The organism is Nostoc sp. 'Peltigera membranacea cyanobiont' 232, assembly GCF_002245985.1.
In the GTDB taxonomy this organism is placed as follows: domain Bacteria; phylum Cyanobacteriota; class Cyanobacteriia; order Cyanobacteriales; family Nostocaceae; genus Nostoc.
This window is the reverse complement of the sequence record NZ_NOLK01000078.1, coordinates 1-21,990: the sequence shown is the minus strand read 5'-3', so window position 1 is coordinate 21,990 and position 21,990 is coordinate 1. Positions and strand designations below refer to the sequence as shown.

24 protein-coding genes and 2 pseudogenes are annotated in these 21,990 nt (G+C 41.4%); 9 read left to right on the top strand and 17 right to left on the bottom strand.

Annotated features, from left to right (window positions below):
- Nucleotides 1-46: 46 nt before the first annotated feature.
- The 3 genes from CDG79_RS23350 to CDG79_RS23340 form a co-directional block, all read right to left on the bottom strand.
- Nucleotides 47-1,597, bottom strand: a complete 1,551-nt coding sequence (locus tag CDG79_RS23350) for a mercuric reductase (RefSeq protein ID WP_094344264.1) — start codon at nucleotides 1,595-1,597, stop codon at nucleotides 47-49.
- A gap of 264 nt (nucleotides 1,598-1,861) precedes the next feature.
- Nucleotides 1,862-2,635 (bottom strand): TVP38/TMEM64 family protein, encoded by a 774-nt coding sequence (locus tag CDG79_RS23345; protein ID WP_094344263.1) that lies wholly within the window; start codon nucleotides 2,633-2,635, stop codon nucleotides 1,862-1,864.
- Nucleotides 2,632-3,375 carry a TIGR04283 family arsenosugar biosynthesis glycosyltransferase gene (locus CDG79_RS23340; protein ID WP_094344262.1) on the bottom strand — a complete coding sequence of 248 codons (744 nt, stop codon included), beginning with the start codon at nucleotides 3,373-3,375 and terminating at the stop codon, nucleotides 2,632-2,634. The genes CDG79_RS23345 and CDG79_RS23340 overlap by 4 nt, the downstream gene beginning before the upstream one ends.
- 1,190 nt (nucleotides 3,376-4,565) lie before the next feature.
- On the opposite strand from CDG79_RS23340, the gene CDG79_RS23330 reads away from it, so the two are divergent.
- On the top strand, nucleotides 4,566-5,720 hold the full coding sequence (locus tag CDG79_RS23330) for a pyridoxal-phosphate-dependent aminotransferase family protein (RefSeq protein WP_094344260.1): 1,155 nt from the start codon (nucleotides 4,566-4,568) through the stop codon (nucleotides 5,718-5,720).
- Nucleotides 5,721-5,915: 195 nt separating this feature from the next.
- On the opposite strand, the gene CDG79_RS42650 is transcribed toward CDG79_RS23330, so the two are convergent.
- From CDG79_RS42650 to CDG79_RS23305, 6 genes are all read right to left on the bottom strand, one after another.
- The gene (locus CDG79_RS42650) at nucleotides 5,916-6,083 is read right to left on the bottom strand and encodes a hypothetical protein (RefSeq protein WP_189525098.1); all 168 of its coding nucleotides are present in this window, start codon (nucleotides 6,081-6,083) and stop codon (nucleotides 5,916-5,918) included.
- The gene (locus CDG79_RS23325; protein WP_094344275.1) at nucleotides 6,084-6,311 is read right to left on the bottom strand and encodes a DUF2949 domain-containing protein; all 228 of its coding nucleotides are present in this window, start codon (nucleotides 6,309-6,311) and stop codon (nucleotides 6,084-6,086) included.
- A gap of 515 nt (nucleotides 6,312-6,826) precedes the next feature.
- Entirely contained in the window at nucleotides 6,827-7,333 is a 507-nt protein-coding gene (locus CDG79_RS23320) for a DUF192 domain-containing protein (protein ID WP_094344259.1), read from the bottom strand.
- Nucleotides 7,334-7,586: 253 nt separating this feature from the next.
- Nucleotides 7,587-8,273 carry a response regulator transcription factor NblR gene (gene nblR / locus CDG79_RS23315; protein ID WP_094330901.1) on the bottom strand — a complete coding sequence of 229 codons (687 nt, stop codon included), beginning with the start codon at nucleotides 8,271-8,273 and terminating at the stop codon, nucleotides 7,587-7,589.
- A 311-nt stretch (nucleotides 8,274-8,584) separates the two neighbouring features.
- Nucleotides 8,585-9,502 (bottom strand): NAD(+) kinase, encoded by a 918-nt coding sequence (locus CDG79_RS23310; protein WP_094330900.1) that lies wholly within the window; start codon nucleotides 9,500-9,502, stop codon nucleotides 8,585-8,587.
- Between the two features lie 578 nt (nucleotides 9,503-10,080).
- Complete coding sequence (locus CDG79_RS23305; protein ID WP_094344258.1) at nucleotides 10,081-11,079, bottom strand: SDR family oxidoreductase; 999 nt, start codon at nucleotides 11,077-11,079, stop codon at nucleotides 10,081-10,083.
- Nucleotides 11,080-11,133: 54 nt separating this feature from the next.
- On the opposite strand from CDG79_RS23305, the gene CDG79_RS23300 reads away from it, so the two are divergent.
- Nucleotides 11,134-11,328, top strand: a complete 195-nt coding sequence (locus tag CDG79_RS23300) for a hypothetical protein (protein WP_094344257.1) — start codon at nucleotides 11,134-11,136, stop codon at nucleotides 11,326-11,328.
- Nucleotides 11,329-11,347: 19 nt separating this feature from the next.
- On the opposite strand, the gene petM is transcribed toward CDG79_RS23300, so the two are convergent.
- Entirely contained in the window at nucleotides 11,348-11,452 is a 105-nt protein-coding gene (petM, locus tag CDG79_RS23295; protein ID WP_094344256.1) for a cytochrome b6-f complex subunit PetM, read from the bottom strand.
- Nucleotides 11,453-11,660: 208 nt separating this feature from the next.
- Between petM and pdxA the strand changes: the two genes are divergently transcribed.
- The 3 genes from pdxA to CDG79_RS23280 are packed head-to-tail and all read left to right on the top strand — an operon-like array spanning nucleotide 11,661 to nucleotide 13,407.
- The gene (pdxA, locus tag CDG79_RS23290) at nucleotides 11,661-12,752 is read left to right on the top strand and encodes a 4-hydroxythreonine-4-phosphate dehydrogenase PdxA (RefSeq protein WP_094344255.1); all 1,092 of its coding nucleotides are present in this window, start codon (nucleotides 11,661-11,663) and stop codon (nucleotides 12,750-12,752) included.
- A 27-nt stretch (nucleotides 12,753-12,779) separates the two neighbouring features.
- Nucleotides 12,780-13,118 carry a type II toxin-antitoxin system RelE/ParE family toxin gene (locus CDG79_RS23285; RefSeq protein WP_094344254.1) on the top strand — a complete coding sequence of 113 codons (339 nt, stop codon included), beginning with the start codon at nucleotides 12,780-12,782 and terminating at the stop codon, nucleotides 13,116-13,118.
- Entirely contained in the window at nucleotides 13,111-13,407 is a 297-nt protein-coding gene (locus tag CDG79_RS23280; protein ID WP_094344253.1) for a helix-turn-helix domain-containing transcriptional regulator, read from the top strand. Before CDG79_RS23285 ends, CDG79_RS23280 begins: the two co-directional genes overlap by 8 nt.
- Nucleotides 13,408-13,764: 357 nt before the next feature.
- Here the strand turns inward: CDG79_RS23280 and CDG79_RS23275 are convergent, their stop codons facing one another.
- Nucleotides 13,765-14,484 carry a response regulator transcription factor gene (locus CDG79_RS23275; protein ID WP_094344274.1) on the bottom strand — a complete coding sequence of 240 codons (720 nt, stop codon included), beginning with the start codon at nucleotides 14,482-14,484 and terminating at the stop codon, nucleotides 13,765-13,767.
- A 540-nt stretch (nucleotides 14,485-15,024) separates the two neighbouring features.
- Between CDG79_RS23275 and CDG79_RS42645 the strand changes: the two genes are divergently transcribed.
- From CDG79_RS42645 to CDG79_RS23265, 4 genes and pseudogenes are all read left to right on the top strand, one after another.
- The gene (locus CDG79_RS42645) at nucleotides 15,025-15,225 is read left to right on the top strand and encodes a hypothetical protein (RefSeq protein ID WP_189525097.1); all 201 of its coding nucleotides are present in this window, start codon (nucleotides 15,025-15,027) and stop codon (nucleotides 15,223-15,225) included.
- Between the two features lie 24 nt (nucleotides 15,226-15,249).
- The gene (locus CDG79_RS42640; protein ID WP_189525096.1) at nucleotides 15,250-15,441 is read left to right on the top strand and encodes a hypothetical protein; all 192 of its coding nucleotides are present in this window, start codon (nucleotides 15,250-15,252) and stop codon (nucleotides 15,439-15,441) included.
- A 12-nt stretch (nucleotides 15,442-15,453) separates the two neighbouring features.
- Nucleotides 15,454-15,609: pseudogene (locus tag CDG79_RS44915) on the top strand (NACHT C-terminal helical domain 2-containing protein); the annotation flags it as partial.
- Nucleotides 15,610-15,913: 304 nt separating this feature from the next.
- Nucleotides 15,914-16,360: pseudogene (locus CDG79_RS23265) on the top strand (rhodanese-like domain-containing protein); the annotation flags it as partial.
- Nucleotides 16,361-16,701: 341 nt separating this feature from the next.
- Here the strand turns inward: CDG79_RS23265 and CDG79_RS23260 are convergent.
- The 6 genes from CDG79_RS23260 to trpB form a co-directional block, all read right to left on the bottom strand.
- Nucleotides 16,702-17,331, bottom strand: coding sequence for a ribonuclease H-like domain-containing protein (locus tag CDG79_RS23260; RefSeq protein ID WP_094344252.1), 630 nt, complete (start codon nucleotides 17,329-17,331; stop codon nucleotides 16,702-16,704).
- Between the two features lie 89 nt (nucleotides 17,332-17,420).
- Nucleotides 17,421-17,969 carry a CAP domain-containing protein gene (locus CDG79_RS23255; RefSeq protein WP_094344251.1) on the bottom strand — a complete coding sequence of 183 codons (549 nt, stop codon included), beginning with the start codon at nucleotides 17,967-17,969 and terminating at the stop codon, nucleotides 17,421-17,423.
- Nucleotides 17,970-18,315: 346 nt separating this feature from the next.
- Nucleotides 18,316-18,843 carry a CAP domain-containing protein gene (locus CDG79_RS23250; RefSeq protein WP_094344250.1) on the bottom strand — a complete coding sequence of 176 codons (528 nt, stop codon included), beginning with the start codon at nucleotides 18,841-18,843 and terminating at the stop codon, nucleotides 18,316-18,318.
- A 232-nt stretch (nucleotides 18,844-19,075) separates the two neighbouring features.
- Nucleotides 19,076-19,363, bottom strand: coding sequence for a hypothetical protein (locus CDG79_RS23245; protein ID WP_094330889.1), 288 nt, complete (start codon nucleotides 19,361-19,363; stop codon nucleotides 19,076-19,078).
- Between the two features lie 91 nt (nucleotides 19,364-19,454).
- Nucleotides 19,455-20,615 carry a class I SAM-dependent methyltransferase gene (locus tag CDG79_RS23240; RefSeq protein ID WP_094344249.1) on the bottom strand — a complete coding sequence of 387 codons (1,161 nt, stop codon included), beginning with the start codon at nucleotides 20,613-20,615 and terminating at the stop codon, nucleotides 19,455-19,457.
- A gap of 28 nt (nucleotides 20,616-20,643) precedes the next feature.
- Nucleotides 20,644-21,879, bottom strand: a complete 1,236-nt coding sequence (trpB, locus tag CDG79_RS23235) for a tryptophan synthase subunit beta (RefSeq protein WP_094344248.1) — start codon at nucleotides 21,877-21,879, stop codon at nucleotides 20,644-20,646.
- Nucleotides 21,880-21,990: the final 111 nt, after the last annotated feature.

The window sequence follows — 21,990 nt, the reverse complement described above, 5'->3', positions numbered from 1 at the left end:
AGATGACATATCAGCGAACAGTTATGTGACTGTTCGCTGATTTTGCTCAAGATAACTTTGTCAAAAATCCCAATAGTTTTTTGGCATTTGATGTTAAGAGTGTGCGGCGATAAGCATCAGCCGCCTTTTTTATAGCTTCGGCTTGAGTGGGATAAGGATGAATCACACTGCTTAATTTACTCAAGCCGATTTTATTCACTATTGCTGTAGTTATTTCTGAGATCGTTTCACCCGCATGACTGGCGATAATAGTTGCACCGATAATTTCATCAGACCCCTTTTTATGGTGGATTTTGAGAAATCCTGACTCTTCACCATCGGCGATCGCTCGGTCTACACTATTAAAAGGTATCTTGATTGTCGTCACCTCAATACCTAATTTCTGCGCCTCGTGTTCGGACATGCCTACGTGGGCAATTTCTGGGTCAGTATAAGTTACCCACGGCATCACCAGACTACTGAGTTTCGAGCGCCCTAAACCAAAGGGAGAAAACAGCGTATTTTTAATTACAATCCGCGCCGCCGCATCAGCAGCATGGGTAAATTTCCAGTTCATGCAGATATCGCCAGCCGCATAAATTTTGGGATTGGTCGTCTGGAGGTAATCATTTACCTTTACACCTTGGCGCTTGTCGTATTTCACCCCCACTGATTCTAAATTTAAACCTTCCACATTTGGCGATCGCCCCGCACCGACTAAAATTTCATCTACTGTCACCGAATCTCGATGACCATTGGAGGAAAAGTAAAGCCGTTTCCCCTGAGTAACAGTTACCACTTCTTCTAATTTGGAATTCAAAACCACGCGAATTCCTTCGCTAATTAAAACCTTTTGCAGAATTTCAGCAGCTTCAGCGTCTTCTTTATTCAACAGATGAGAACCGCTATGGAAAAGTACCACCTCAGAACCCAAGCGCCGGAAAGCTTGCGCTAATTCGCAACCAATGGGGCCGCCACCAATCACCGCCAAACGTTCCGGTCGTTGAATTAGGGAAAAAACCGTCTCATTAGTTAGATAACCCGCCTTTTCAATTCCTGGAATCGAAAGTTGTGCGGCTCTTGCGCCAGTAGCAATTACAGCTTTTTTAAACCGGAGGGTTTTATCGCCAACTTCCACGGTATTTTTACTTGCAAATCGACCGCTACCTAAAAAGACATCGACACCTAACTTTTGAAACCGCTCCGCCGAGTCATTATGACTAATATCAGCCCTTACCCGCCGCATCCTTGCCATAACTTTGGGAAAATCAACATCAATATTATGTTGGGGAATATTAACTCCCAATTCTTTAGCATCCCAGATTTCGCCAACGACGCGGGCAGACCGAATAATAGTTTTAGATGGTACGCAACCAACATTTAAGCAATCTCCACCCATGAGATGCTTTTCAATTAACGCCACTTTTAAACCCAAATCCAAACCCGCAGCCCCCGCAGCTACAACTAATCCGGCCGTACCAGCCCCAATTACTACCAAATCGTAAATATCTGCCGGTTGAGGATTAACCCAATTTGGCGGATGGACGTAAGACACTAACTTTTGGTTATACTCATCTGTTGGGCGAACCGTGACTCTCTCTAAATCTGAATTGGTCATTAGCTAAACCTCTTCTAAGAATTGTAAATACTAAAGTCAACTGCCTTTTGGGGAATTCAAAATTAGGAATCCCGATAAATTAAGGCGGCTTAGTCTTTTATTTTTTATGCTTGTTTAATAAGGAATACAGCCTTTGAATTATTTTGTCCGTTTGGGAATTGACAGATTCGATTGAAGCTTTCCTGTATAAACCTTTCAACAATCGATAATTTACAGCAATTTGCTGTTGAATAGACCACAGTGGGGTAGCACAATTATGCTGTCCTACAATTCCTCTTCTAAAGCTTTGCGTGCAATTCGGGTGACATAAACTGTAACGGCGACTGTCGCAATTAAACCCAAAATCCGAATTACCCATTGTAAAGTTGGGTTGGTAGGTTGAGCTTCAGTACCAATCATGGCTAGATTACCTGCAAGGGAACCTATATAAACGTACATAATAGTTCCGGGAATCATGCCTACAGAGCCGATGAAGTAATCTTTAAGTGATACTCCCGTGATGCCAAAGGTATAATTTAATAAATTGAAAGGAAATATGGGTGAGAGTCTCGTTAACAGGACAATTTTTAATCCTTCTCTACCAACTGCTTGGTCAATGGCGGCAAATTTTTTGTTATCTGCGATTTTACCAGCGACCCAGCCCCTTGCTAAATAACGTCCCACAAGGAAAGCAGCAGTAGCGCCAAGGGTCGCACCGATAAATACGTAGAGAGAACCCCAAACTGCACCAAAAATTACACCCGCTCCCAAGGTGAGAATAGAACCTGGGAAAAAAGCGACGGTAGCAATAATATAAATGGCAATAAAAGCTATGGCTCCCAACGCACCCAAGCTATCAATCCACTGCAAGGCTTGGCGTAAAATAGCTTGGGGATTAAAAGAATTTGGATTTAGAGATTCTTGTGCAGAAGCCGAGTCTGTATTTAATAAAAAAGCACTTACCAATATCAATAATATTAATGTACTTAGACTAAAAAATTTCTGCAAGTGTTTGAAATCAATACTTTTAAATATCTGAATGATTGTTAGTTTTGTCATGGATTGTTATTTCTTGGATTGCTACACAGTTTAATTCCCTTAAATTTTTCTCGGCGATACCAGCTACGAATTCGCTCAGGTGAAACGCCGAGTAGATAAGCAATAATTACTAATTGATTAAGTAGTGTAGTTTTGAATACTCCCTTTTGCAACCATCTACGCGCTGAAGTAAGAACTGGTGTAGGGATAATTACAATGCGGCCGATGGGTTTTAACCGACGGATGAGTTCAAAATCTTCCATGATAGGCAATTCAGGAAAACCACCAATTTGCTGAAATGATTCCTTGGTTAAAAAAATTGCTTGGTCGCCGTAGGGCATTTGGCAAAAATGCGATCGCCACTTTACACCCAACTCCACCCACCTTAAACTCAAAAGTGGGGCATCAATCCGCAAATTAAATGCACCAGCTACAGTCCCAGGCTGTTGTAGCGCTGTGCAAATCATCTCATCAAACCCAGTCGGTAAACGGGTATCTGCATGGAGAAATAGCAGAATCTCACCGCCAGACGCTACAGCACCCGCGTTCATTTGCACAGCACGTCCGGGAGATGATGAGATAACTTTGACACCTAATGACTGAGCGATCGCTACAGTATCATCTTGAGAGCCACCATCTACTAAAATGACTTCTATATTTAGACGGCTTTGAGTAGTAGCAATTGTTTCTTTAATATTCCTCGCTTCATTAATAGCCGCAATGATAATAGAAATTTTGGCAGCATCAATATTCTGACTCATGATTGCTGAGTTTTCTTTTCCAGTTGGTTAGAAAATAAACACTCTACCCTTATTTGTGGCTTCAATGTAAATAATCGTGCCATCTTCTAACTGGATAAGTGTGAGTTGAGTTATCAGATAAATCTTAGATGAAACAATTACTTAAATTTAATGGGTAAAAATATTATTAATTGTATTATCGTCCAGATAGTTGGACTATCTTATTTATACACGAAAAAGCGCTTGAGAGTTTTGCTCACTCAAGCGCTTCCCCGTAAAAGCTTATACCAACTCACTCGTTTGATGCAACATTTGAAATCTGCAACACCCCCTGAACAGGGAGCATTGCGGGGATAACTTGTGACAAACATCTGGTGAAATGGTATCACTCCTTGCACTAACTAAGAATATCTCTTTTACGAGAAAACAAGGGATCTGGTGAGTGACAGTTTATAAACTGAACACTAGTTAAAAACGACTCACCATGAATAGTAACTAATAAAACTAAGCACAGATGTAGCAAATTTCTAAATGTAGTATAAAAACGGATAGTTGATTAGCTATCATCTACCACTGGGTACGATTTAAAAATGTACAGCAACTAGTAGCATAGATATCTCGAATTTGGTGGCAAATGAAGTGTAAATTATCAGTTAAAAATCATCATTCAGTAAGCTATAAATGGCTTGGATATTGACATAAAAGCGATTTAGACTGAAATAAATCATCACCTCCTCAATAGATAGAGGTATTCCTTAGAGAATCGCAATTCAAGAATCAATCCTCGACGAAAGCAGATTGAAAAGTTTGGGTTTGGTATCTTTTATATCTTCGCAAACGGCGACATCCAACTCTTCCGCATAGTGTAGGCGGTTACTTCCTTCGTTGAAGCAAAACATAGCTTTTTCACCGACGATTCCCGCTAGTCTCCAATCGGCACTCACCTACAACCAAGGTCTTAGCCTGGTGTCTAAGTGTATGGTAAGATTGCCTAGAACAGAGGTTTTATCTAAGTTGGAGTCTCGTATAAATTGCAAAGGTCAAGCTGACCGATGATTAACTCCCACGATACTTTTCCTATGGATTTGGAAAATATACAACAAGACTGATGGTCATCTGAGTGTAATTTGTAGGTAAATATCTAGAATTCGCTACCAGAATAAACCAACTTCCCACAATTTTGACTTTTATTTGACTTTTAGGATAGACACATGAACGATAAGCTGATGCTAATGATTCCAGGCCCAACCCCGGTGCCAGAAGCTGCCTTACTGGCATTAGCCAAGCATCCGATTGGACACCGTACCAGTGAATTTAGCAGCATATTGGCAGAGGTGACAGAAAACCTCAAGTGGCTGCATCAAACTCAAAGTGATGTGCTGACATTAAATGTCAGTGGTACGGGTGCTGTTGAAGCCGGAATAATTAATTTTCTTTCTCCAGGCGATCGCATTTTAGTTGGCTCTAATGGTAAATTTGGCGAACGTTGGGTAGAAGTTGGCCAAGCCTACGGTTTGAATGTAGAAGAAGTTAAGGTGGAATGGGGAAAACCATTAGACCCCTCAGTATTTGCCGAAAAACTCCAAGCAGATACCCAAAAGCAAATTAAAGCTGTAATTATTACTCACAGCGAAACCTCGACGGGTGTGTTGAATGACTTAGAAGCTATCAACCGCCATGTCAAAGAACACGGTGAAGCTTTAATTATCGTTGATGCCGTCACTAGCTTGGGTGCATTCAATCTCCCCGTGGATGCTTGGGGTTTGGATATAGTCGCCTCCGGTTCCCAAAAAGGTTATATGATTCCGCCGGGATTGGGTTTTGTCTCTGTCAGTCCCAAAGCTTGGGAAGCTTACAAAACTGCGAAGCTACCGAAATATTATTTGGATTTAGGCAAATATCGCAAAGCCACAGCCAAAAATACAACTCCATTTACTCCCCCAGTGAACTTGATAGTAGCGCTGCACACCACGTTACGAATTATGAAAGAGGAAGGCTTGGAGTCAATATTTGCTCGACACGAACGGCTAAAAAACGCTACCCGCGCCGCCATTCAAGGGTTGAATTTACCCCTGTTCGCGGCAGATAGTTCTGCTAGTCCAGCAATTACAGCTGTAGCACCACAGGGAATTGAATCTGATAAGATTCGGTCATTGATGAAAAAACGCTTTGATATTGCCCTAGCAGGTGGTCAAGACCATTTGAGTAATAAGATTTTCCGCATTGGTCACTTGGGCTTTGTGAGCGATCGCGATATCCTTAGCTGTATAGCATCCTTAGAAGTTACCCTAACAGAACTTGGCTACGAAGACTTCACGCCTGGTTCTGGTATAGCAGCAGCAGTTAGAGTGTTTAGTCAGTCCTAATTAATCCGAACTAAATAAAAAGAGCGAGTTAATAATTTAACTTGCTCTTTTTATTTGTATATAAATGAGTATAAACCGTCAGAGTTAATAAACTTATATATCAATCTTTGTATACATTAGAGTTGATGTGACATGCTTTAGTTTTCCTAAATTATACCAAGTTGCCCTAGATAATATTATTTGCTTCGGAGATAGTCACACAGCTTCTTTTACACCAGATAATACTAACTTTGGCAACTTAGTATAATCCCAAATTTGCATAATAGATAGTATTAAGGCTTGAGATTGCAATAATAACCGTTTGCTAGTGACTTTTAATCCAAAATCCAAAATCCAAAATCTAAAATCCAAAATTGGCATCATCTATGCCGTCTCCAGCCAATCATAAATTTGTTCTAACTGCTCTAGAGTAATCAAACCATACTGCCAAAGAATCATTGCCAAAGGGCCTGGGTCTTGCTCCCGATGGCGTAGTGCAACCGCCAGCGATGCCGTGGAAATTGCCAAATCTTCTTGCAAAAAATTAATCAGTCGAGAATATTTCGATGGTGACATTTCGATCTCACCTCCTTGTGCCGAATGTATTGTCATATATGAGTTCACCATTGCTTGGTAGCTAGTAGCCAGTATTTGATCTGTCACTTTGCCGTTATCGGCTATACACCCCAGCACAGTTTTTTCAATTTGCCTTTAAGACAGGCTTATTATTGAGAGTCTGAAAAATAGAACTTTTCGTACAAATCATCTGCTCAATTCTCAAGCACCATTTTTACTGAATTAAATTGGCTCCATCTTGTTTGCTTTTGTGCTTTATTTAATGACACATGTAGTAATAAAGATTCCATAGCCTATACTCTCTTATTGGCGACTATTTACACTTGCGCCCAAGGGAATATTTTTGCAACCAAACTTTAAGACTGCGATTTCAGCTTGGAGACAGTAGAATTTTACATCATTACCACAGTTTTTAAATAGTAGCGTTACAGATGACTTTTTTGCTACAACACGTGACATTTTTTACAAAAAAAACACATACTTCGGTAGTATAGGCTCTGAACAGAGGAATCATCCAAATCTTTATCACCGCAATACAATACAGCTAAGTCTCAATACTGAATTTTGATAGTATCGCCCGCTTTCAACTTCAATTCGGCAGCTCTTCCAGAGCGAAGTTCAATTACCTTATCGATTGGTGTGTTGGGACTATAAGTAGGACAACGCTCGCTTGCACAAGGGGGTGCAGCAGCCTGAATATATTTAACTACACCGTCCCGTAAAAATACCATATCCAAGGCTACAGGTACATTCTTCATCCAGAAACTAATTGATTGTGGAGAAGAGAACGTAAACAGCATCCCTCGGTTATCTGGTAAAGCTGGTCGATACATCAACCCCATCTCTTGCTGTTGTGGTGTCTTCGCCACTTCTAGCTGAATAATTGTTCCATTAGGAACAATGGCTTTAGCAGAAATTGGTAGTTTTTGGCCTAAACTCTCTGGTGCTGGAGTTTGAGAAGCAGGCGTAGGGGTTGGAGGTTTAGCTGTTGTTGGTACAGAACAACCCATCAACAAAACACTCAGCAACATCGAGAGTAAACCTAGCCAACGAGTCATAATTCTTTTTGATTTTGTGATTTAGATTTCAATTTTACAGAATTTAAGCTATAAAACCTACGGCTTTTATTTGTCCCGTAATACACAGCCTTTTTTAGCCTCAATTAACCAGGACTTACGCAAATAATAGTCAAAACCTTTATTATTAGGTAGGGGCAATTTATGAATTGACCCTACCGCCTGTAGTTTTACGTAAGTTCTATGACTAGACAATGCACTTGAGCAAATTGTCAAAAGTAGGCAAACTTCTGTACTAGGATTCTCTTAAAACGTAACCTACGCCGCGCACTGTCTGAATAAGGCGCTTTTGACCTTCATCTTCAATTTTGAGGCGCAAGTAGCGGATGTACACTTCAATGACATTCGACTCACCCAGAAAGTCATAACCCCAAACATTTTCTAAAATTTGTTCGCGAGTTAACACCTCACGGGGATGTTCCATTAAGAATTTTAATAGTTCAAATTCCTTCATTGTCAAGTCAATTGCCCGTCCCCCGTGGATAGCACGGCGAGTTGCGATGTCTAAAATTAGATCCCCAAAGCGCAATTGCTCTGTGGTATCCACATCAGGTTTTAAGTAGAGGCGAATTAACTTTAAAAAGTCTTCTGAGCGGTAAGGCTTGAGGATGTAATCATCCGCTCCTGCTTCTAGACAAGCTACACGATCGTCAACGGTATCTCTTGCCATTAAAACCAACACAGGCGATCGCATACCAGTGCTTCTCAGATTTTTGCACAATGAGAGTCCTGATTCTCCTGCTAGCATCCGATCTAAAACAATTAAAGCAGGTTGGCGATCGCGACAGTATTGCAAACCACTGGTAGCATCATGAGCCAAAATTGATTCATAGCCAGCTTCTTGTAAATCGCAAGAAAGCTGATTTGCTAGGCTCTCATCGGTTTCAATCACCAAAACACAGGGACTTAGAGCAACTGTCATAACAATTTGGGATATTGGATTTGGGATTGTAAAGATATTCCAGAGAAAATCTTTACATCAGTTATAAAGTGCAATTACGAGTTTTTAGTGATGGATCAACCCTGATTTGACACGCTGTTAAGGATGTTTTAGCACGTTCAGGTGTCAGCCATCGAATTCTTCGATGCAATCTTAATAACTCACTCCAAATACCTATCCGTACACCAGTAATTCTGGAAGGAAATTAGCAAACGGGGAATGGGGAAATAATTTTCTGTTTGGTCAGTTGTCTCTTTAAGAATGCCCAATGCCCAATTCCCCATTCCCAATAACTACGGCAATTCTACCGAAGTTGGTTTGGCGATGTGTGGCAAACCCCAACCTAATTTTTCTCGCAAAATTCGGAAAAACTCAGGGGGTTGCAGGCGAATAAATCGGACGGTATATTGCGATCGCTCCATATATACTCTATCTTCTGGGAAGACATAGCACCCTCCATTACCATCTACCACCATCACCAGCCGAGGAATGTTGACTGGGTAAATGTTGACCGATTCAGTATCTGGAAATACTAATGCTCTAGAAGCTAGAGAATGGGGACAAATGGGTACTAACTGTAAAACAGGTACACCAGGAGTCACAACTGGGCCACCAGCACTCAATGAGTAAGCTGTAGAACCAGTAGGTGTAGAAACAATCACACCATCCGCCGCAATATCTACTGGTGCATGACGACCTATGGCAATTTCAAAATGGCACATAGATGTCAAAGGTTCTCGGTGCAGAACCATTTCATTCAAGCACAGGGCTTCCCACAGTACAGCATCTCCCCGAAATACTTTGACGGTGAGCATGGCTCGTTCTTCAATTTCATACTTACCTGTCATTGCCTGTTCTAGTGCTTGGGGCAATTGATTCAAGAAAGTTTCCGTCAAAAATCCCATGTGACCGGTATTCACTGTTAATAGTGGAATACCACAGGGGGCTACCTGACGAGACGCTGCTAAAACAGTGCCGTCTCCCCCTAACACCACTGCAAACTCCATATCTGAGTCAAAACCAGGGGGCGTTAGACCATCAATGGGGGTGTGGCATACAGGACTATCTGGATTAGAGTAGCCCAATATTCCACCGATACTTGATGTGATACACACATCCCAACCAGCTGCGGTTAGCTTGTCTTTCAACTCGATAGCGACACGACCCGCTATCGGTTTAACGTCATTGTAGATAATGCCTGCTTTCGGCACACTCAAATATCCAAGTTTAGGCGATGCTTTGTATTATTTGACACTCCCTAGCCTGATGGCATGGGGATTCTTGGTTCACTGATACACCTTTAAACTGCCTATCCTTTCGGCATTACTTAAACCAAAAACCCGTTCAATTGAACTAAGTTTCGAGCCTAATTTAGACAGCCCCAGAGGGCTTATCTCCCCAAGCTTTAGAGGATTTCTCCCCTTGTTTCCGTGTGCCCCACGGTACTTTTAATTAACAAGTTTTTGACTTTTCTGGTATGGGTGCGCGTTGGCTACCCCAGCTATGTTTATCGTGGTTTTCGCCGCCCACTAACCATTATTATTTCCTAGCCAGTCGTATTGGGGTTGGTTATCCATTTGTGCTAGCGGTTATTCTACCTGTGATATTTTGTTATTATACCAATCACCGGAAACTTTCAAGACAAATTTAAAGAATTAAAGCCGTCTTTTATGACGGGGCTTTTACCCAAATTTTCGGTAATCCTTACACATTTTGGTCATGTAGTCATTAATCTAGAGTCAAATATTCAGAGTCTAGAGTTTTACGACTAATGTTTGTTTTGTGATGATTATTGACTATTGGCTTTTGAAGACTGTTTGAAAGGAGTTTTTTTAGGTTTCTGCTTTTTATTTTTATTTTTCTGGTAGTCTACCTCTTTGAGCTTCTTCATAATTCGGCTGAAGTACTCTTGGAGATAGCTTTCTAGAGTTGTCGTTTGTTGCGGATCTAAACCAAAAACTGTGTATACTTCATCCATTGAAGCATTTAGCTGTTTACCACTAGCCAATACTTCTGTAAATGCTAGCCTGTCGGCTACGTTCCATCCCCACTGAAAAGACCGCATTAAGCCACGCACGGCACGTAGTAAGTTTATCGGCATCCGTGTTACCCTAGCGTCTTTTCCAGATAAGCGTTCGCACAGGTTGATAATTTCTTCTGCACTCCATGCACGAGTACCAACTACAGGAAAAGCTTGGTTTTCCGTTTCGGGCACACTCAAGGCACGGATTGCAAACTTAGCAATGTCTTGAGTATCCATATAGGCAATGGGAGAAGAATTACCTGTAACCCAAACTGGCTGTGCTTCCAAAATTGGAATTCCATACTGACCAATTAACCCTTGCATAAAACCAGCTAGCCGCAAGATGGTATAATTCAAGCCTGACTCAGCCAAGAATAATTCTGTACATCGCTTAATTTCCATTAGCGGTACTTCTGGATATTTATCGGCATCCAAAATTGAAAAGAAAATAAAACGCTCTACACCTGCTGCAATTGCTGCTTGAATTAATGCTACTTTGCCCTCCCAGTCTACTTGTTTGATACTCAGTGAATCCGTAGGGCGAGATGTTGAGGCATCAATAACTTCGGTTACACCAACTAATGCTTCCGCTAGGGTATCGGGGTAACGCAAATTTCCAGGTACGAGTTCTGCACCCCATTCTTTAAGAAAAGCTGCTTTTTTGCTACTCCGCACGAGGCAGCGCACTTTATATCCCTCATCGATTGCACGACGAGCCACTTGTCTTCCTAAGGTGCCAGTGGCACCGACGATTAATAATGTCATGAGGTTTGTAATAAATTTTAATGTTTTATGAAAAGAATGTTATCAGAATAACCTATGCAAACAAAAGTTTACATCTTTTCTCAGGAAATCGTTTTTTATGGAAAAATTCACGGGAAAATGGCTGTCCGTTTACCGGACAAGCTTTTTTCCCAGTTAGCGAAAAGTATGAATGCCGACTTGGGGCGAACAGAACTTTTCAATGAAAAAGGGAGTCGGAAATGGGGAGAATTAAGAACTCCTAACTTCTAACTCCTAATTCAGCACTCAATTACTCTTCTGTGCCTTGAATTTTCAGTAACAAAGCACCTAAGCCCCAGCCCACGAAGATTAAACCGAAGGACAATAGAGCTGCATTCAAAATTTCGCCGCCCATTGGTGTGATTCTCCTTATGCAAATTAGTGTGTGTAAACTAGGTCTAGCAGAAGCTTTTCAATAGTTACTGTAGGATTAGACCTGTGTAAATAATTTTAAACTAGTTTAGCCAGTAATCCCTACTGGTTTGGGGGGCAATCCCTACTGGGGAGCGGAGAAGATGGGGAAATGCTGGAAAACTTGATGATAATTATTATGAATAAATTATATGTATCAAAATAACCAAGGTAATTTAGTGAATTTTCGCCAAGATAACCGCCCGCGTTTGGCGTTGACGCTGGGAGATCCGGCTGGGATTGGGCCGGAGGTGATTTTGAAAGCTTTAGCAGAACCGGAAATTAGTAAAAAATACGACGTTACAGTGGTGGGTAACTGGGATTTGCTGACACAGACTTATCACAAACTGAATTTAACTGAGAATTTAGCACCTTTGGCAAATCCAGATGAGTTGTCAGTGATTGGTGTGCAGTTGGGTGGGGAAATTAAAGGTCAAATTATCCCAGGAACAGGTAATGCGGCTAGTGGTGCGGCTAGTTTTGGCTATATGGAATATGCGATCGCTCAAACACTAGCTGGTAAATTTGATGGGATAGTCACGGGGCCCATCGCAAAATCTGCTTGGAAAGCCGCAGGATATAATTATCCAGGGCAAACGGAACTTTTGGCAGAAAAGTCAGGTGTTGACCGTTTTGGGATGTTATTTGTGGCGCGATCGCCCCATACTGGCTGGACACTCCGCACAATACTAGCTACCACACATATCCCTTTACGTCAAGTAGCGGATACATTGACACCGCAATTGTTGACACAAAAATTGGATTTGCTGGTGGAGTGTTTGGAGAAAGATTTTGGTATACAAAATGGGAGAATTGCGATCGCAGGTTTGAATCCCCATAGTGGCGAACAGGGACAACTTGGACGTGAAGAACAAGATTGGTTAATTCCCTGGTTGGAGCAAGAGCGGCAAAAACGACCACAATTGCAGCTAGATGGGCCGATACCGCCAGATACGATGTGGGTTAAACCTGGTCAAGCTTGGTATGGAAATTCTTTAGTACAAAATCCTGCTGATGGCTACTTGGCACTTTACCACGACCAAGGCTTAATTCCTGTGAAGCTGATGGCGTTCGATCGGGCAGTTAATACTTCTATTGGCCTTCCTTTCGTTCGCACTTCACCCGATCATGGAACAGCGTTTGATATTGCGGGTAAGGGAATTGCTGATGCTACGAGTATGAAAACAGCGATACATTTAGCGGCTGAGTTGGTTAGTCAAAGGCTGGCGGCGAGAAAACTATGAATTATAACTAGACTTGCCCAAAGAATTATGGAAGTGCAACCAAGAGAAATTAGGAATTATCTGACAGTAGATGGAAAAAATATTTTTGATGAGTGGCTTGATTCTCTGCGAGATAGAAGAGCAAAAGCTAAAATAAGAGCCAGACTTGACCGAGTTGAAGATGGTAATTTAGGTGATTGTAAATCAGTTGGAGAAGGTGTTTTTGAATTGAGAATCGACTATGGGCAAGGCTACCGCATATACTTTGGACAAGAAGGGATAACAATTATTATTCTTTTATGTGGTGGAGATAAAAGCACTCAGAAACAAGATGTTGATAAAGCTCAGGAATATTGGAAAGACTATAGGAGTAGAGATAATGCCTAAAAGTGTAAGCTATCACGAAGGACTAGTTAAACATCTTCAAGACCCACTAGAAGCAGCATCTTATATCGAAGTAGTTATAGAAGAGGGCGATCCTAAAATGTTAGGAAAAGCCCTCAAGAATGTAATTGAGGCAAAGGGTGGAATTGATCGGTTTCCAGAGGAAGTTAAGCAATGCTATGAGCAACTCGACTTGATGTTATCTGAGCAAGGAAAAATTGAATTTTATTGTCTGAGTAAATTACTGGATGCATTGGGATTACAGCTAGCAGTAACAGTGAAGTCAGCATGAGGTGATTTCTTAAGGATAGTTGATATCGCTCAGTCTTATACCTTACCAATTTATTTTTACAGTTTATAATTTGTCCCTCGAAGTTATTTATTAATTTCGACAAATTTTACCTATAGGCGAAACTTCGGATAAGCTTTGTACATTTTGATTTTGTTGGAACTTATTTTGAGACGATATATTAAAAGCAATAAAGTTACTGTCTAAGGCTTGAGCAGACACAAAATCACCAAATCAGTTTGTATCAACGCCCCAAACTAACGCAAGTTATACGGTCAAGCCTCAGTAAAAGTATTTAAGCAAGCAATAAAATAATGCTGACTAATTCTTTGTTATGGACTACTTCTGAAGTCAAAAAGCTCAGGAAGTAGTATTTTCGTCGGTAGCTTCAAACTTATAACCATAGCCCCGCACAGTTTTAATAAACTCTGGTACGCTAGGATCGACTTCCATCTTCTTGCGAAGCTGACCAATATGCACATCAACCACCCGGCCATCTCCTATGTAGTCGCAACCCCAGATTTTTTGGATTAGCTGTGGGCGACTCCAAGCTTGATTAGGATGACTTGCCAAAAAATGTAAGATATTAAATTCCAGCGCTGTTAAAGCGAGAGGCTTATCGTTAAGTGTTACCTCCCGACCCTCTGGATTAATTACTAGATGCTTAAAAATGATTCGTTGTGTTGGTGAAGGGTTGATGTAGCGTATCCGCCTCAAAAGAGCTTCTACTCTCACTTCTATTTCTGCAAGACTAAACGGTTTAGTCATGAAATCATCAGCCCCTGCACTCAAGATTTTAATTTTATCAGCCTCATCAGTCCTACTAGTCAGTATCAGTACTAAAACATTAGTACGACTCTGCATTTCTTGGCAGAGGCTATAACCGTTAGCATCCGGCAAATTCCAATCCAGAATTACTAAAGCTGGGTTGAATTGTTCAAACATTGATAAGGCAGTTTTACCATCTGCTGCCGCCTCTATTTGATATTTCCGACTCAAAAAACGATGAACGAGATTTCTCACACCGAAGTCGTCATCAACAATCATAATTTTGGGAGTAGTCGCGGTAATCATAACCATAATGCTGCCTATTGTAGATTGGGCGATTCGCTGTTGCGCCAGTTTTGCAATACGTGTTTCTGTTGAGAGTGGATTCACGCGCGTCTCTGCTGAGTACGATCGCTACTGTAGTACTTGTGTACAATTAATTTTCCATGAAGTTTATGAAAACTTCAGCTAGTGGAATGCCGATCAAATGTATAGTTTGTGTATGATTTTTGTATAATTTTGATTTCTTAATGTAGATTTTTTGACTTTTATATTTAAGATAAGTGTAATTGAAGAGCATTCTACAACCACAAATATTCTAGACAGAAACCAGATACTACAGCAGTTGATACAAATCTATAAAAACAACGCATTCCCTGACTAATTAGTTCTTCACAAAGGCTTACAAACCTAGCCACAAGCCAATCTAGATTCTCAACTCTACCTACTCAACCGTACTTTAAGCAATGGGTATCTCCTTCTGAAGAGGGACTACGAAAATTTACTCAGCGTGCATTTACATGTAGCTACCCTTCTAAGCATACACTATACTACAAGTTTCAGCCGGAGACTATGACAAGCCAAGGACTGAGAGCATCACCAGAAGGTATAAGGGCAGCAAAAACAGCTTTAACAGACAAAACTTGGAGTCAGCATAAATTAGTAATAGCTTTAGGTCTTACACGTCAACCAGGTTCCAAATTTTTTGCAGGTGAATCGGTTTCCCGCTCTTGTTTTGTACAAATTTGCCAACAGTTAGGGTTATTTTGGTAAAAGGTTGCTGGCTTAACTGAAAATGTGGCATTTGAGGTAACGACTAAGGCGCAAATCAAAGGTACTGACCTCGATACAGTAGTGCGGGAAGTGCGTCAAAAGCGCCAAGAGAATCCAAGACCAGTGCAACATTCTGCAAATGTTGGACATTGCTCAGACAGTCTAACTGATGGATATTTACTTCTAATTAAATATCGCCATATTGGTTATGACTGACAGTTCAACGAACAGCAAAAAGAATTGCTACAGCAATATTATGATGTGAATAAATTATTGGTAGATTGCCTTAATAGTGCTACTGGTGTAAATCCAATAGTGCGGCAAGAGATTGAAGAGACATTATTGTTAGCGATCGCAGATATAGAAAAGGTACGTAATTCCTAGAAAAATGGCTAAATATTTTTGATTAATTAGGTAGAAAATTTAATCACTTTAGATATCTTTATAATGTGTTTCAAGAATTAAATATCAAAAATGTAACTTCAAAATATATTTAATCAAGTTAAGAAAAAACTTTTCCTATAGCTAGTATATATTGTCTATATTGGCAATGGATTAAATGGCAGAAAATATTTCAATTATCCAGTCTATCTAAAGAAATAGTTTGAGGATATTCATCCCAGAGAAAGAGCAATTAAATATGTTTAATCCGTTAGATTGCTTTTAATATCGTCAACAAGGAAAAGTTATGGTAAACAATTTAGTCGGCGGCATCATTCCCCCACAACCACCAATAGAAGCACAATCTGATGCTCATGTCCTGAAGTCTCGTCTAGAATGGGGCGAACCAGCTTTTACAATCCTAGATGTGCGCGATCGCAACACCTTCAACCAAGGTCACATTATGGGAGCAATGCCCATGCCAATAGATGAATTGGTACAGCGTGCAGTGCCTTCTTTGGATCAAAGCCGTGATATCTACGTTTACGGTGCTAACGAAGAAGAAACTGCCCAAGCCGCACAACAACTTCGTTCTAATGGATTTCAGCATGTCTCCCAACTCAAAGGTGGTCTTGAGGCATGGAAAGCGATCGGTGGCCCAACAGAAGGTATTGTTGAATCAAAAACTCCCGCAGGTGCAGATGACTACAACGTTGTAGATCGGCTAAAAAATCACCAAGAGAATCTGCAAAAGGGAGGCACTAGCACCACAGAAGCCATTAAAAAAGGAGCTAGTAACCTCAAAGAAGGCATTCAAGAGGGAGCTAGTAACCTTAAAGAAGGCATTCAAGAAGGAGCTAGTAACGTCAAAGAAAGCATTCAAGAGGGAGCTAGTAACCTTAAAGAAGGCATTAAAGAATCTAAAAATTCCACAGACAGAGATGATTCCAATGTTGGCTCTTAGACCAAAAATAACTTAGAAAATTATGCTGAGTAGGGAATCTCACTTCTTTACTCAGCACTGGGAACGGGATAACCGTGCCGCTTCCGCCAACACAAAAGAGGAACTGTTTTGCTCAATGCCCATTTAATCGATCAATGTTCAAACAAATCTTTAAATTGCAATAAATCCAAGGAAACTATTGTTGGCAGAAATTCAAAACATTCTTGAGCAATTTCCCAACGTTCCTCTCGTTTGAGCATTTCTGTTAACTTCTGTTGCACGCTAAGTAAATAGCGCACATCATTGGCAGCATAACTCAGTTGAGCTTCAGATAAGCTAGTGGCATTACCCCAATCAGAACTTTGAGAGCTTTTATCGAGTTCCACTTTTTCTAACTCTTGCACTACATCTTTGAGTCCGTGGCGATTTGTGTAAGTACGGGCTAACTTACTGGCAATTTTGGTGCAAAAAACAGGGTTAACCTGAATCCCTAAATTAGCCCGCAAAGTGGCAAGGTCAAAACGCGCAAAGTGAAATACTTTTACGACATTCGCCGCTTCCAAAAGTTTTTTTAAATTTGGGGCGTTGTCTTGTGCTTTGGCTATGCGGATTGCAGTGACTTTCCCTTCGAGGTTGCACAGTTGGACGAGACACAAGCGATCGCGCTGCGGCAATAATCCCATCGTTTCTGTATCAACTGCGATCGCTGTTGATTCTAAATACTGTCCAAGGGCTGCGTCACTGAGATCGCGATCGCTCACCTGAAAATCTTGTAATGTCATGAATTGTTCAAAAATAATAGCAGTGTCTAGCAGATAAAAGTCTTGTCAGACACTACATTATCATTGTGCAAAAAAATCAGAAATTAAATCTACCTAGTGCGAAAAAATATCTGTGTCAGGTAGACTTCGCCTTGATTATTAGTAGCAACGCCAATTCCAGTGAGGTTGTAATTGCCTTTAAGATTCTTTAGATGTCCCGGACTATTGATCCAACCAGTCACAGCTTCCTCCACAGGGTTACTATATCCCCGGTTGAAAGCAACATTTTCCGCCGCACTGTTGTAGCGAAGAGGGACAGCTTTAACTCGCTTTTCAAATCCCTGATGGCTAAATGGGGTTTTACCCTTAGCCATATTTTGACTATGAATTCTTGCCTGTCGAGTAATATTTGCATTGAGGGTCAACTTTGGCAGTCCTTTAGAAGCCCGATATCGATTAATTTGCTCAAAAACTGATTTTTCTAACTCAGTAGTTTTAAAAGTAGGAGTCGATATTGCAACCTGACTGGAAAAGAGCGACAACAGCTTATTACGGGTGGATGTATTCGTAGAAGGATAATTTGGTATCGGAGCAGTCGTTAATCCACTAGCAAGGACAAGCGCACTTAAAGCGATGCCAAAAGCAGTTTGTCGGAACATGGAGAATTGCGTTATGTGTAGAGATATAAGACTTCTACTCTAACTTATTGTTCCGACGATATATACCACGATACTATTAAGGGTTGATGAATTTCGGCAATTTGGCTACATCCCTTACGGGAAGTACAAATAATCATTTCCAATTGTCAATATTTCAATAGATCGGCTTCATAGAATCACGGTTATTTTTGCTGAGAATTTAAGATTTTCATGAATTACTAAAAAATAATGTAGTATTCAATAGAAAAGTGTCACTGAAATTACATTTTTCCACATCTAACAAAAGCTTTGTCAACAGACTGAAGTTTGGGGAATTTCAGAAAAAATCTAAATTTTGCTAAACTTATCAGCGAAGGAAAATTTGTGTGAAGTAGACTTTGCCTGTACTGGTGGCAGCAACACCAATCCCCGTCTTGTCATAATTGCCTTTAATATTGGCTAGATGTCCTGGACTTTTGAGCCAGCCTTGAACAGCGATCGTGGCAGGATCGCTATATCCTTGGTTATAAGCGACATTTTCACCAGCTGCTCTGTAAGAAATACCGATTGCTTGAACACGCTCTGAAAATCCTGTATGTCCAAAGGGAACTTTCCCATTAGCCATATCCTGACTGTGAATCCTAGCTTGATTATCGATCGCAGCATTACGAGTCAGTGCTGGTAGACCTTGGGAAGTTCTGTAGTTATTAATTTGGATGAAAACCGACTGTTCTAGAGCAGCAGTGTTGATACTAGATGCTGCCATTTTGAAAGTATCCCTTGATACGTTTGATAACACGGGTGTAAAATTTGGATTTTTCACAGGAGTAGCGATCGCTCCACTACTGAGAACAATAGTACCTAAAATAACAGTGTAGATTGTTGTTTTAATCATTTGCTGAAAGTAAAGTTCCAGACAATCTAACCAAAGTAGTGTCAATCTGACAAATTGGTTATAGGTCTATATGCCTCTCTTTATGCCAGTTTTTTGTGCAAAAACTGCCAGCAAACGTTTAAATTCACAATTTTACGAAAAGATTGTGCTGTTTATAAAAAACTTTCCTCTACCATTAGTATGATTGTTTTATATAAATAGCATAATTTTTTTCACTAAAACCTTTGTGCAACTAGCTTTGATTGAGAGGTTCTAACTCTTCCTGCACCACGCGCAACACGCGTGCAATATATTCCGCACGCCACTGTTCCCGCTCCTTAATTACCTTGGCATCCGGCTGGTAAGCTTCAATCTCAGTAGGCGATAAAACATCTTTAACCTCTAGCAACCGTTCAATGGTGTCTAGCCGCTCATGCAGTACGGACACCTCACCAGTCAAAGCCATAACGATCGCTAACAATTTATCCGTTTGCGGATTTTCTAAGTAAACAGGTCGTTTACCCTTGGCTGTTTTTACCATATACCAATTCTCCAAAAATAAGACTATACACACAAAAGAGGGAAACCCAGATAAAATCTGACTTTCTCAATTCCAAATTACGAATTGGTATTTACTTCGTTGCCGCGACTACAAACCAACTGCCTTGGCTACCTGAGTTGCCATCATTATTGACTTCATTATTGATTTTTGCTTTCCATGCCCCATTAGGGACAAACTTCTCGAATGTCTTATCTGCGGCAAAACCCGCTTCAGTCGCTAGTGTCACCAAATCCAGATCGCGTACAGCACTCCAGAATGGTTCGTTGTTGTTAGCGGTTTCCCAATCAAAAATGAACTGTGTATACACATCCATGTGACGATACAAGGGTGCTTCCAGATGGAGCATCATGCCGCCAGGAGCCAGTAGACGATGAGATTCTTGCATAACTTTACGGACGGCTGGCGGGGGAATTTCATGCAGCAAAATGTGAGAAACCACTAAGTCAAATGATTCATCTGGGAAGTTAGTATGCTCGGCATTTTGCTGTGAGAAGTGTACCCCTTTGCCCAAGGCTTCGGCTCTTGCATGAGCATAACGCAACATGGGTGCGCCTACATCTATGGCATGAATTTCTGCATCTGGGTAAGCATCTACGTAGGGTAATGTGCTATTACCAATAGAACATCCCATATCGAGAATTTTTCTAGGTCGAAAGTCGGGATACTCTGGCAGAAGGTAGTTTTGGACTATAGATAGCCCCATATCATTGTTAAGCGGCCCCAACCAACCCAGACCATAAACGTAAACGCCGCGATCGTAAGTTGCGCCAGCAGCTAGATCGTCAGCAGTGAATTCACTGTGATATCCTCCGGGCATACAGTGAATATCTACAGCCTTTTGATGATTAGGTATTTGAAAATTTGGGTCGAGGGTTAAAGTACTCAGTTCACCACCCCGATTTTTGGCACGCTCAATCAACTCTGGCAGTTGTCTGTCAACACTAGTATTTACAGCATCCCATAATATTTCCTGGTTGATGCGCTTGAGGGCACTAGTCCATCGGTAGTAGGGTTCATACTGCATTGCTTCCCGAATTTCATGACGATTTTGGGGAGGACGCTGATGTTTTTGTTCAAACTTCGGCTTGGCTAGTTTTTCATAAACTACCTTATTTCCAGGAGCAATATTCCTGAAAATGTGCATTTTCAGACTTTGCATGAAGTTTTGGCGTGCCAACTCATCGTGAGTGGGTTGCGGTAGCATAGCGTGCTGGAATTGTTGCGCCATCATTGCTTCCTCCCAAATATTTTACGTAAATTTACGATTGATCTAACAACTTGGCTACCGTTTGTACATCCTTATCACCGCGTCCAGAGCAGTTAATGACAATTCGGGGACTACCGCTTAGTTGAGGACATAGGGTTTCGAGATAGGCGATCGCATGGGCTGTTTCCAATGCCGGGATAATCCCTTCCAATTTCGATAATCTCTGGAATGCTGCCAAAGCTTCTGCATCCGTCACACTATAGTATTCAGCGCGACCAGTGTCTTTCAAATAGCTATGTTCTGGCCCCACACCCGGATAATCCAACCCCGCACTAATTGAGTGGGCCTCAATGATTTGCCCATCTTCATCTTGTAATAGATAACTCATTGCTCCGTGCAGTACACCAACTCGTCCTTTTGTCAAGGTTGCTGCGTGTTTTTCGGTATTAACACCTTCTCCGGCGGCCTCAATCCCAATGAACCGGATAGAAGACTCATTAATAAACTCATAGAATAGTCCCATCGCATTGGAACCACCACCTACACAAGCCAAGAGAATATCAGGAAGTGCGCCCCACTTTTCCATTGCTTGTGCGCGAGTTTCTTGACCAATTACTGCATGGAAATCACGTACCATCATCGGGTAAGGATGGGGCCCTGCTACTGAACCGAGGATGTAGTGAGTTGTTTCCACATTTGTTACCCAATCGCGGATTGCTTCAGAAGTGGCATCTTTCAGGGTTCCAGTTCCCGCTTCCACCGGACGCACTTCTGCCCCCATCAACCGCATTCTAAACACATTTAAAGATTGGCGTTCCATATCATGAACGCCCATATAAATTACGCATTCCAGCCCAAAACGAGCGCAAACAGTGGCTGTAGCAACTCCATGTTGTCCAGCACCCGTTTCGGCAATAATCCGTTGCTTACCCATGCGTTTCGCCAACAATACCTGACCAAGGGCATTATTGATTTTGTGAGCGCCAGTATGATTTAAATCTTCGCGCTTTAAATAAATTTGTGGCCCGGTGCGATCGGGTCGGGCATAATGAGTAGTTAGGCGTTCAGCGAAATACAATGGTGTTGCGCGTCCTACATAATCCCGTAACAACTGCTGTAATTCTGCTTGAAAACCAGGGTCATTGCGGTATTGCTGATAAGCTGTTTCTAATTCAGCAAGCGCAGGCATCAGCGTTTCAGGCACATACTTACCGCCGAAGCGTCCAAAGCGACCTAGAGAATCGGGAACCTGAACAGTTGAGCTTGGAGAGAGGGGAGTGGTAGTCACGGGCTGTTTTCGATGACGGGAATGACTTAATTATTATAGAAAAGTCTGGAGCATATCTGGAGTATACCTGGGGTATATCTAGGGACTGGGGACTGGGGACTGGGGACTGGG

Bases quoted from the DNA above. Each gene is read 5' to 3' on its own strand.
- CDG79_RS23350 (WP_094344264.1), bottom strand. From the start codon at position 1,597: ATGACCAATTCAGATTTAGAGAGAGTCACGGTTCGCCCAACAGATGAG.
- CDG79_RS23345 (WP_094344263.1), bottom strand. From the start codon at position 2,635: ATGACAAAACTAACAATCATTCAGATATTTAAAAGTATTGATTTCAAA.
- CDG79_RS23340 (WP_094344262.1), bottom strand. From the start codon at position 3,375: ATGAGTCAGAATATTGATGCTGCCAAAATTTCTATTATCATTGCGGCT.
- CDG79_RS23330 (WP_094344260.1), top strand. From the start codon at position 4,566: ATGAACGATAAGCTGATGCTAATGATTCCAGGCCCAACCCCGGTGCCA.
- CDG79_RS42650 (WP_189525098.1), bottom strand. From the start codon at position 6,083: ATGATGCCAATTTTGGATTTTAGATTTTGGATTTTGGATTTTGGATTA.
- CDG79_RS23325 (WP_094344275.1), bottom strand. From the start codon at position 6,311: ATGACAATACATTCGGCACAAGGAGGTGAGATCGAAATGTCACCATCG.
- CDG79_RS23320 (WP_094344259.1), bottom strand. From the start codon at position 7,333: ATGACTCGTTGGCTAGGTTTACTCTCGATGTTGCTGAGTGTTTTGTTG.
- nblR (WP_094330901.1), bottom strand. From the start codon at position 8,273: ATGACAGTTGCTCTAAGTCCCTGTGTTTTGGTGATTGAAACCGATGAG.
- CDG79_RS23305 (WP_094344258.1), bottom strand. From the start codon at position 11,079: ATGACATTATTAATCGTCGGTGCCACTGGCACCTTAGGAAGACAAGTG.
- CDG79_RS23300 (WP_094344257.1), top strand. From the start codon at position 11,134: ATGCAAACAAAAGTTTACATCTTTTCTCAGGAAATCGTTTTTTATGGA.
- petM (WP_094344256.1), bottom strand. From the start codon at position 11,452: ATGGGCGGCGAAATTTTGAATGCAGCTCTATTGTCCTTCGGTTTAATC.
- pdxA (WP_094344255.1), top strand. From the start codon at position 11,661: ATGTATCAAAATAACCAAGGTAATTTAGTGAATTTTCGCCAAGATAAC.
- CDG79_RS23285 (WP_094344254.1), top strand. From the start codon at position 12,780: ATGGAAGTGCAACCAAGAGAAATTAGGAATTATCTGACAGTAGATGGA.
- CDG79_RS23280 (WP_094344253.1), top strand. From the start codon at position 13,111: ATGCCTAAAAGTGTAAGCTATCACGAAGGACTAGTTAAACATCTTCAA.
- CDG79_RS23275 (WP_094344274.1), bottom strand. From the start codon at position 14,484: ATGGTTATGATTACCGCGACTACTCCCAAAATTATGATTGTTGATGAC.
- CDG79_RS42645 (WP_189525097.1), top strand. From the start codon at position 15,025: ATGACAAGCCAAGGACTGAGAGCATCACCAGAAGGTATAAGGGCAGCA.
- CDG79_RS23260 (WP_094344252.1), bottom strand. From the start codon at position 17,331: ATGACATTACAAGATTTTCAGGTGAGCGATCGCGATCTCAGTGACGCA.
- CDG79_RS23255 (WP_094344251.1), bottom strand. From the start codon at position 17,969: ATGTTCCGACAAACTGCTTTTGGCATCGCTTTAAGTGCGCTTGTCCTT.
- CDG79_RS23250 (WP_094344250.1), bottom strand. From the start codon at position 18,843: ATGATTAAAACAACAATCTACACTGTTATTTTAGGTACTATTGTTCTC.
- CDG79_RS23245 (WP_094330889.1), bottom strand. From the start codon at position 19,363: ATGGTAAAAACAGCCAAGGGTAAACGACCTGTTTACTTAGAAAATCCG.
- CDG79_RS23240 (WP_094344249.1), bottom strand. From the start codon at position 20,615: ATGATGGCGCAACAATTCCAGCACGCTATGCTACCGCAACCCACTCAC.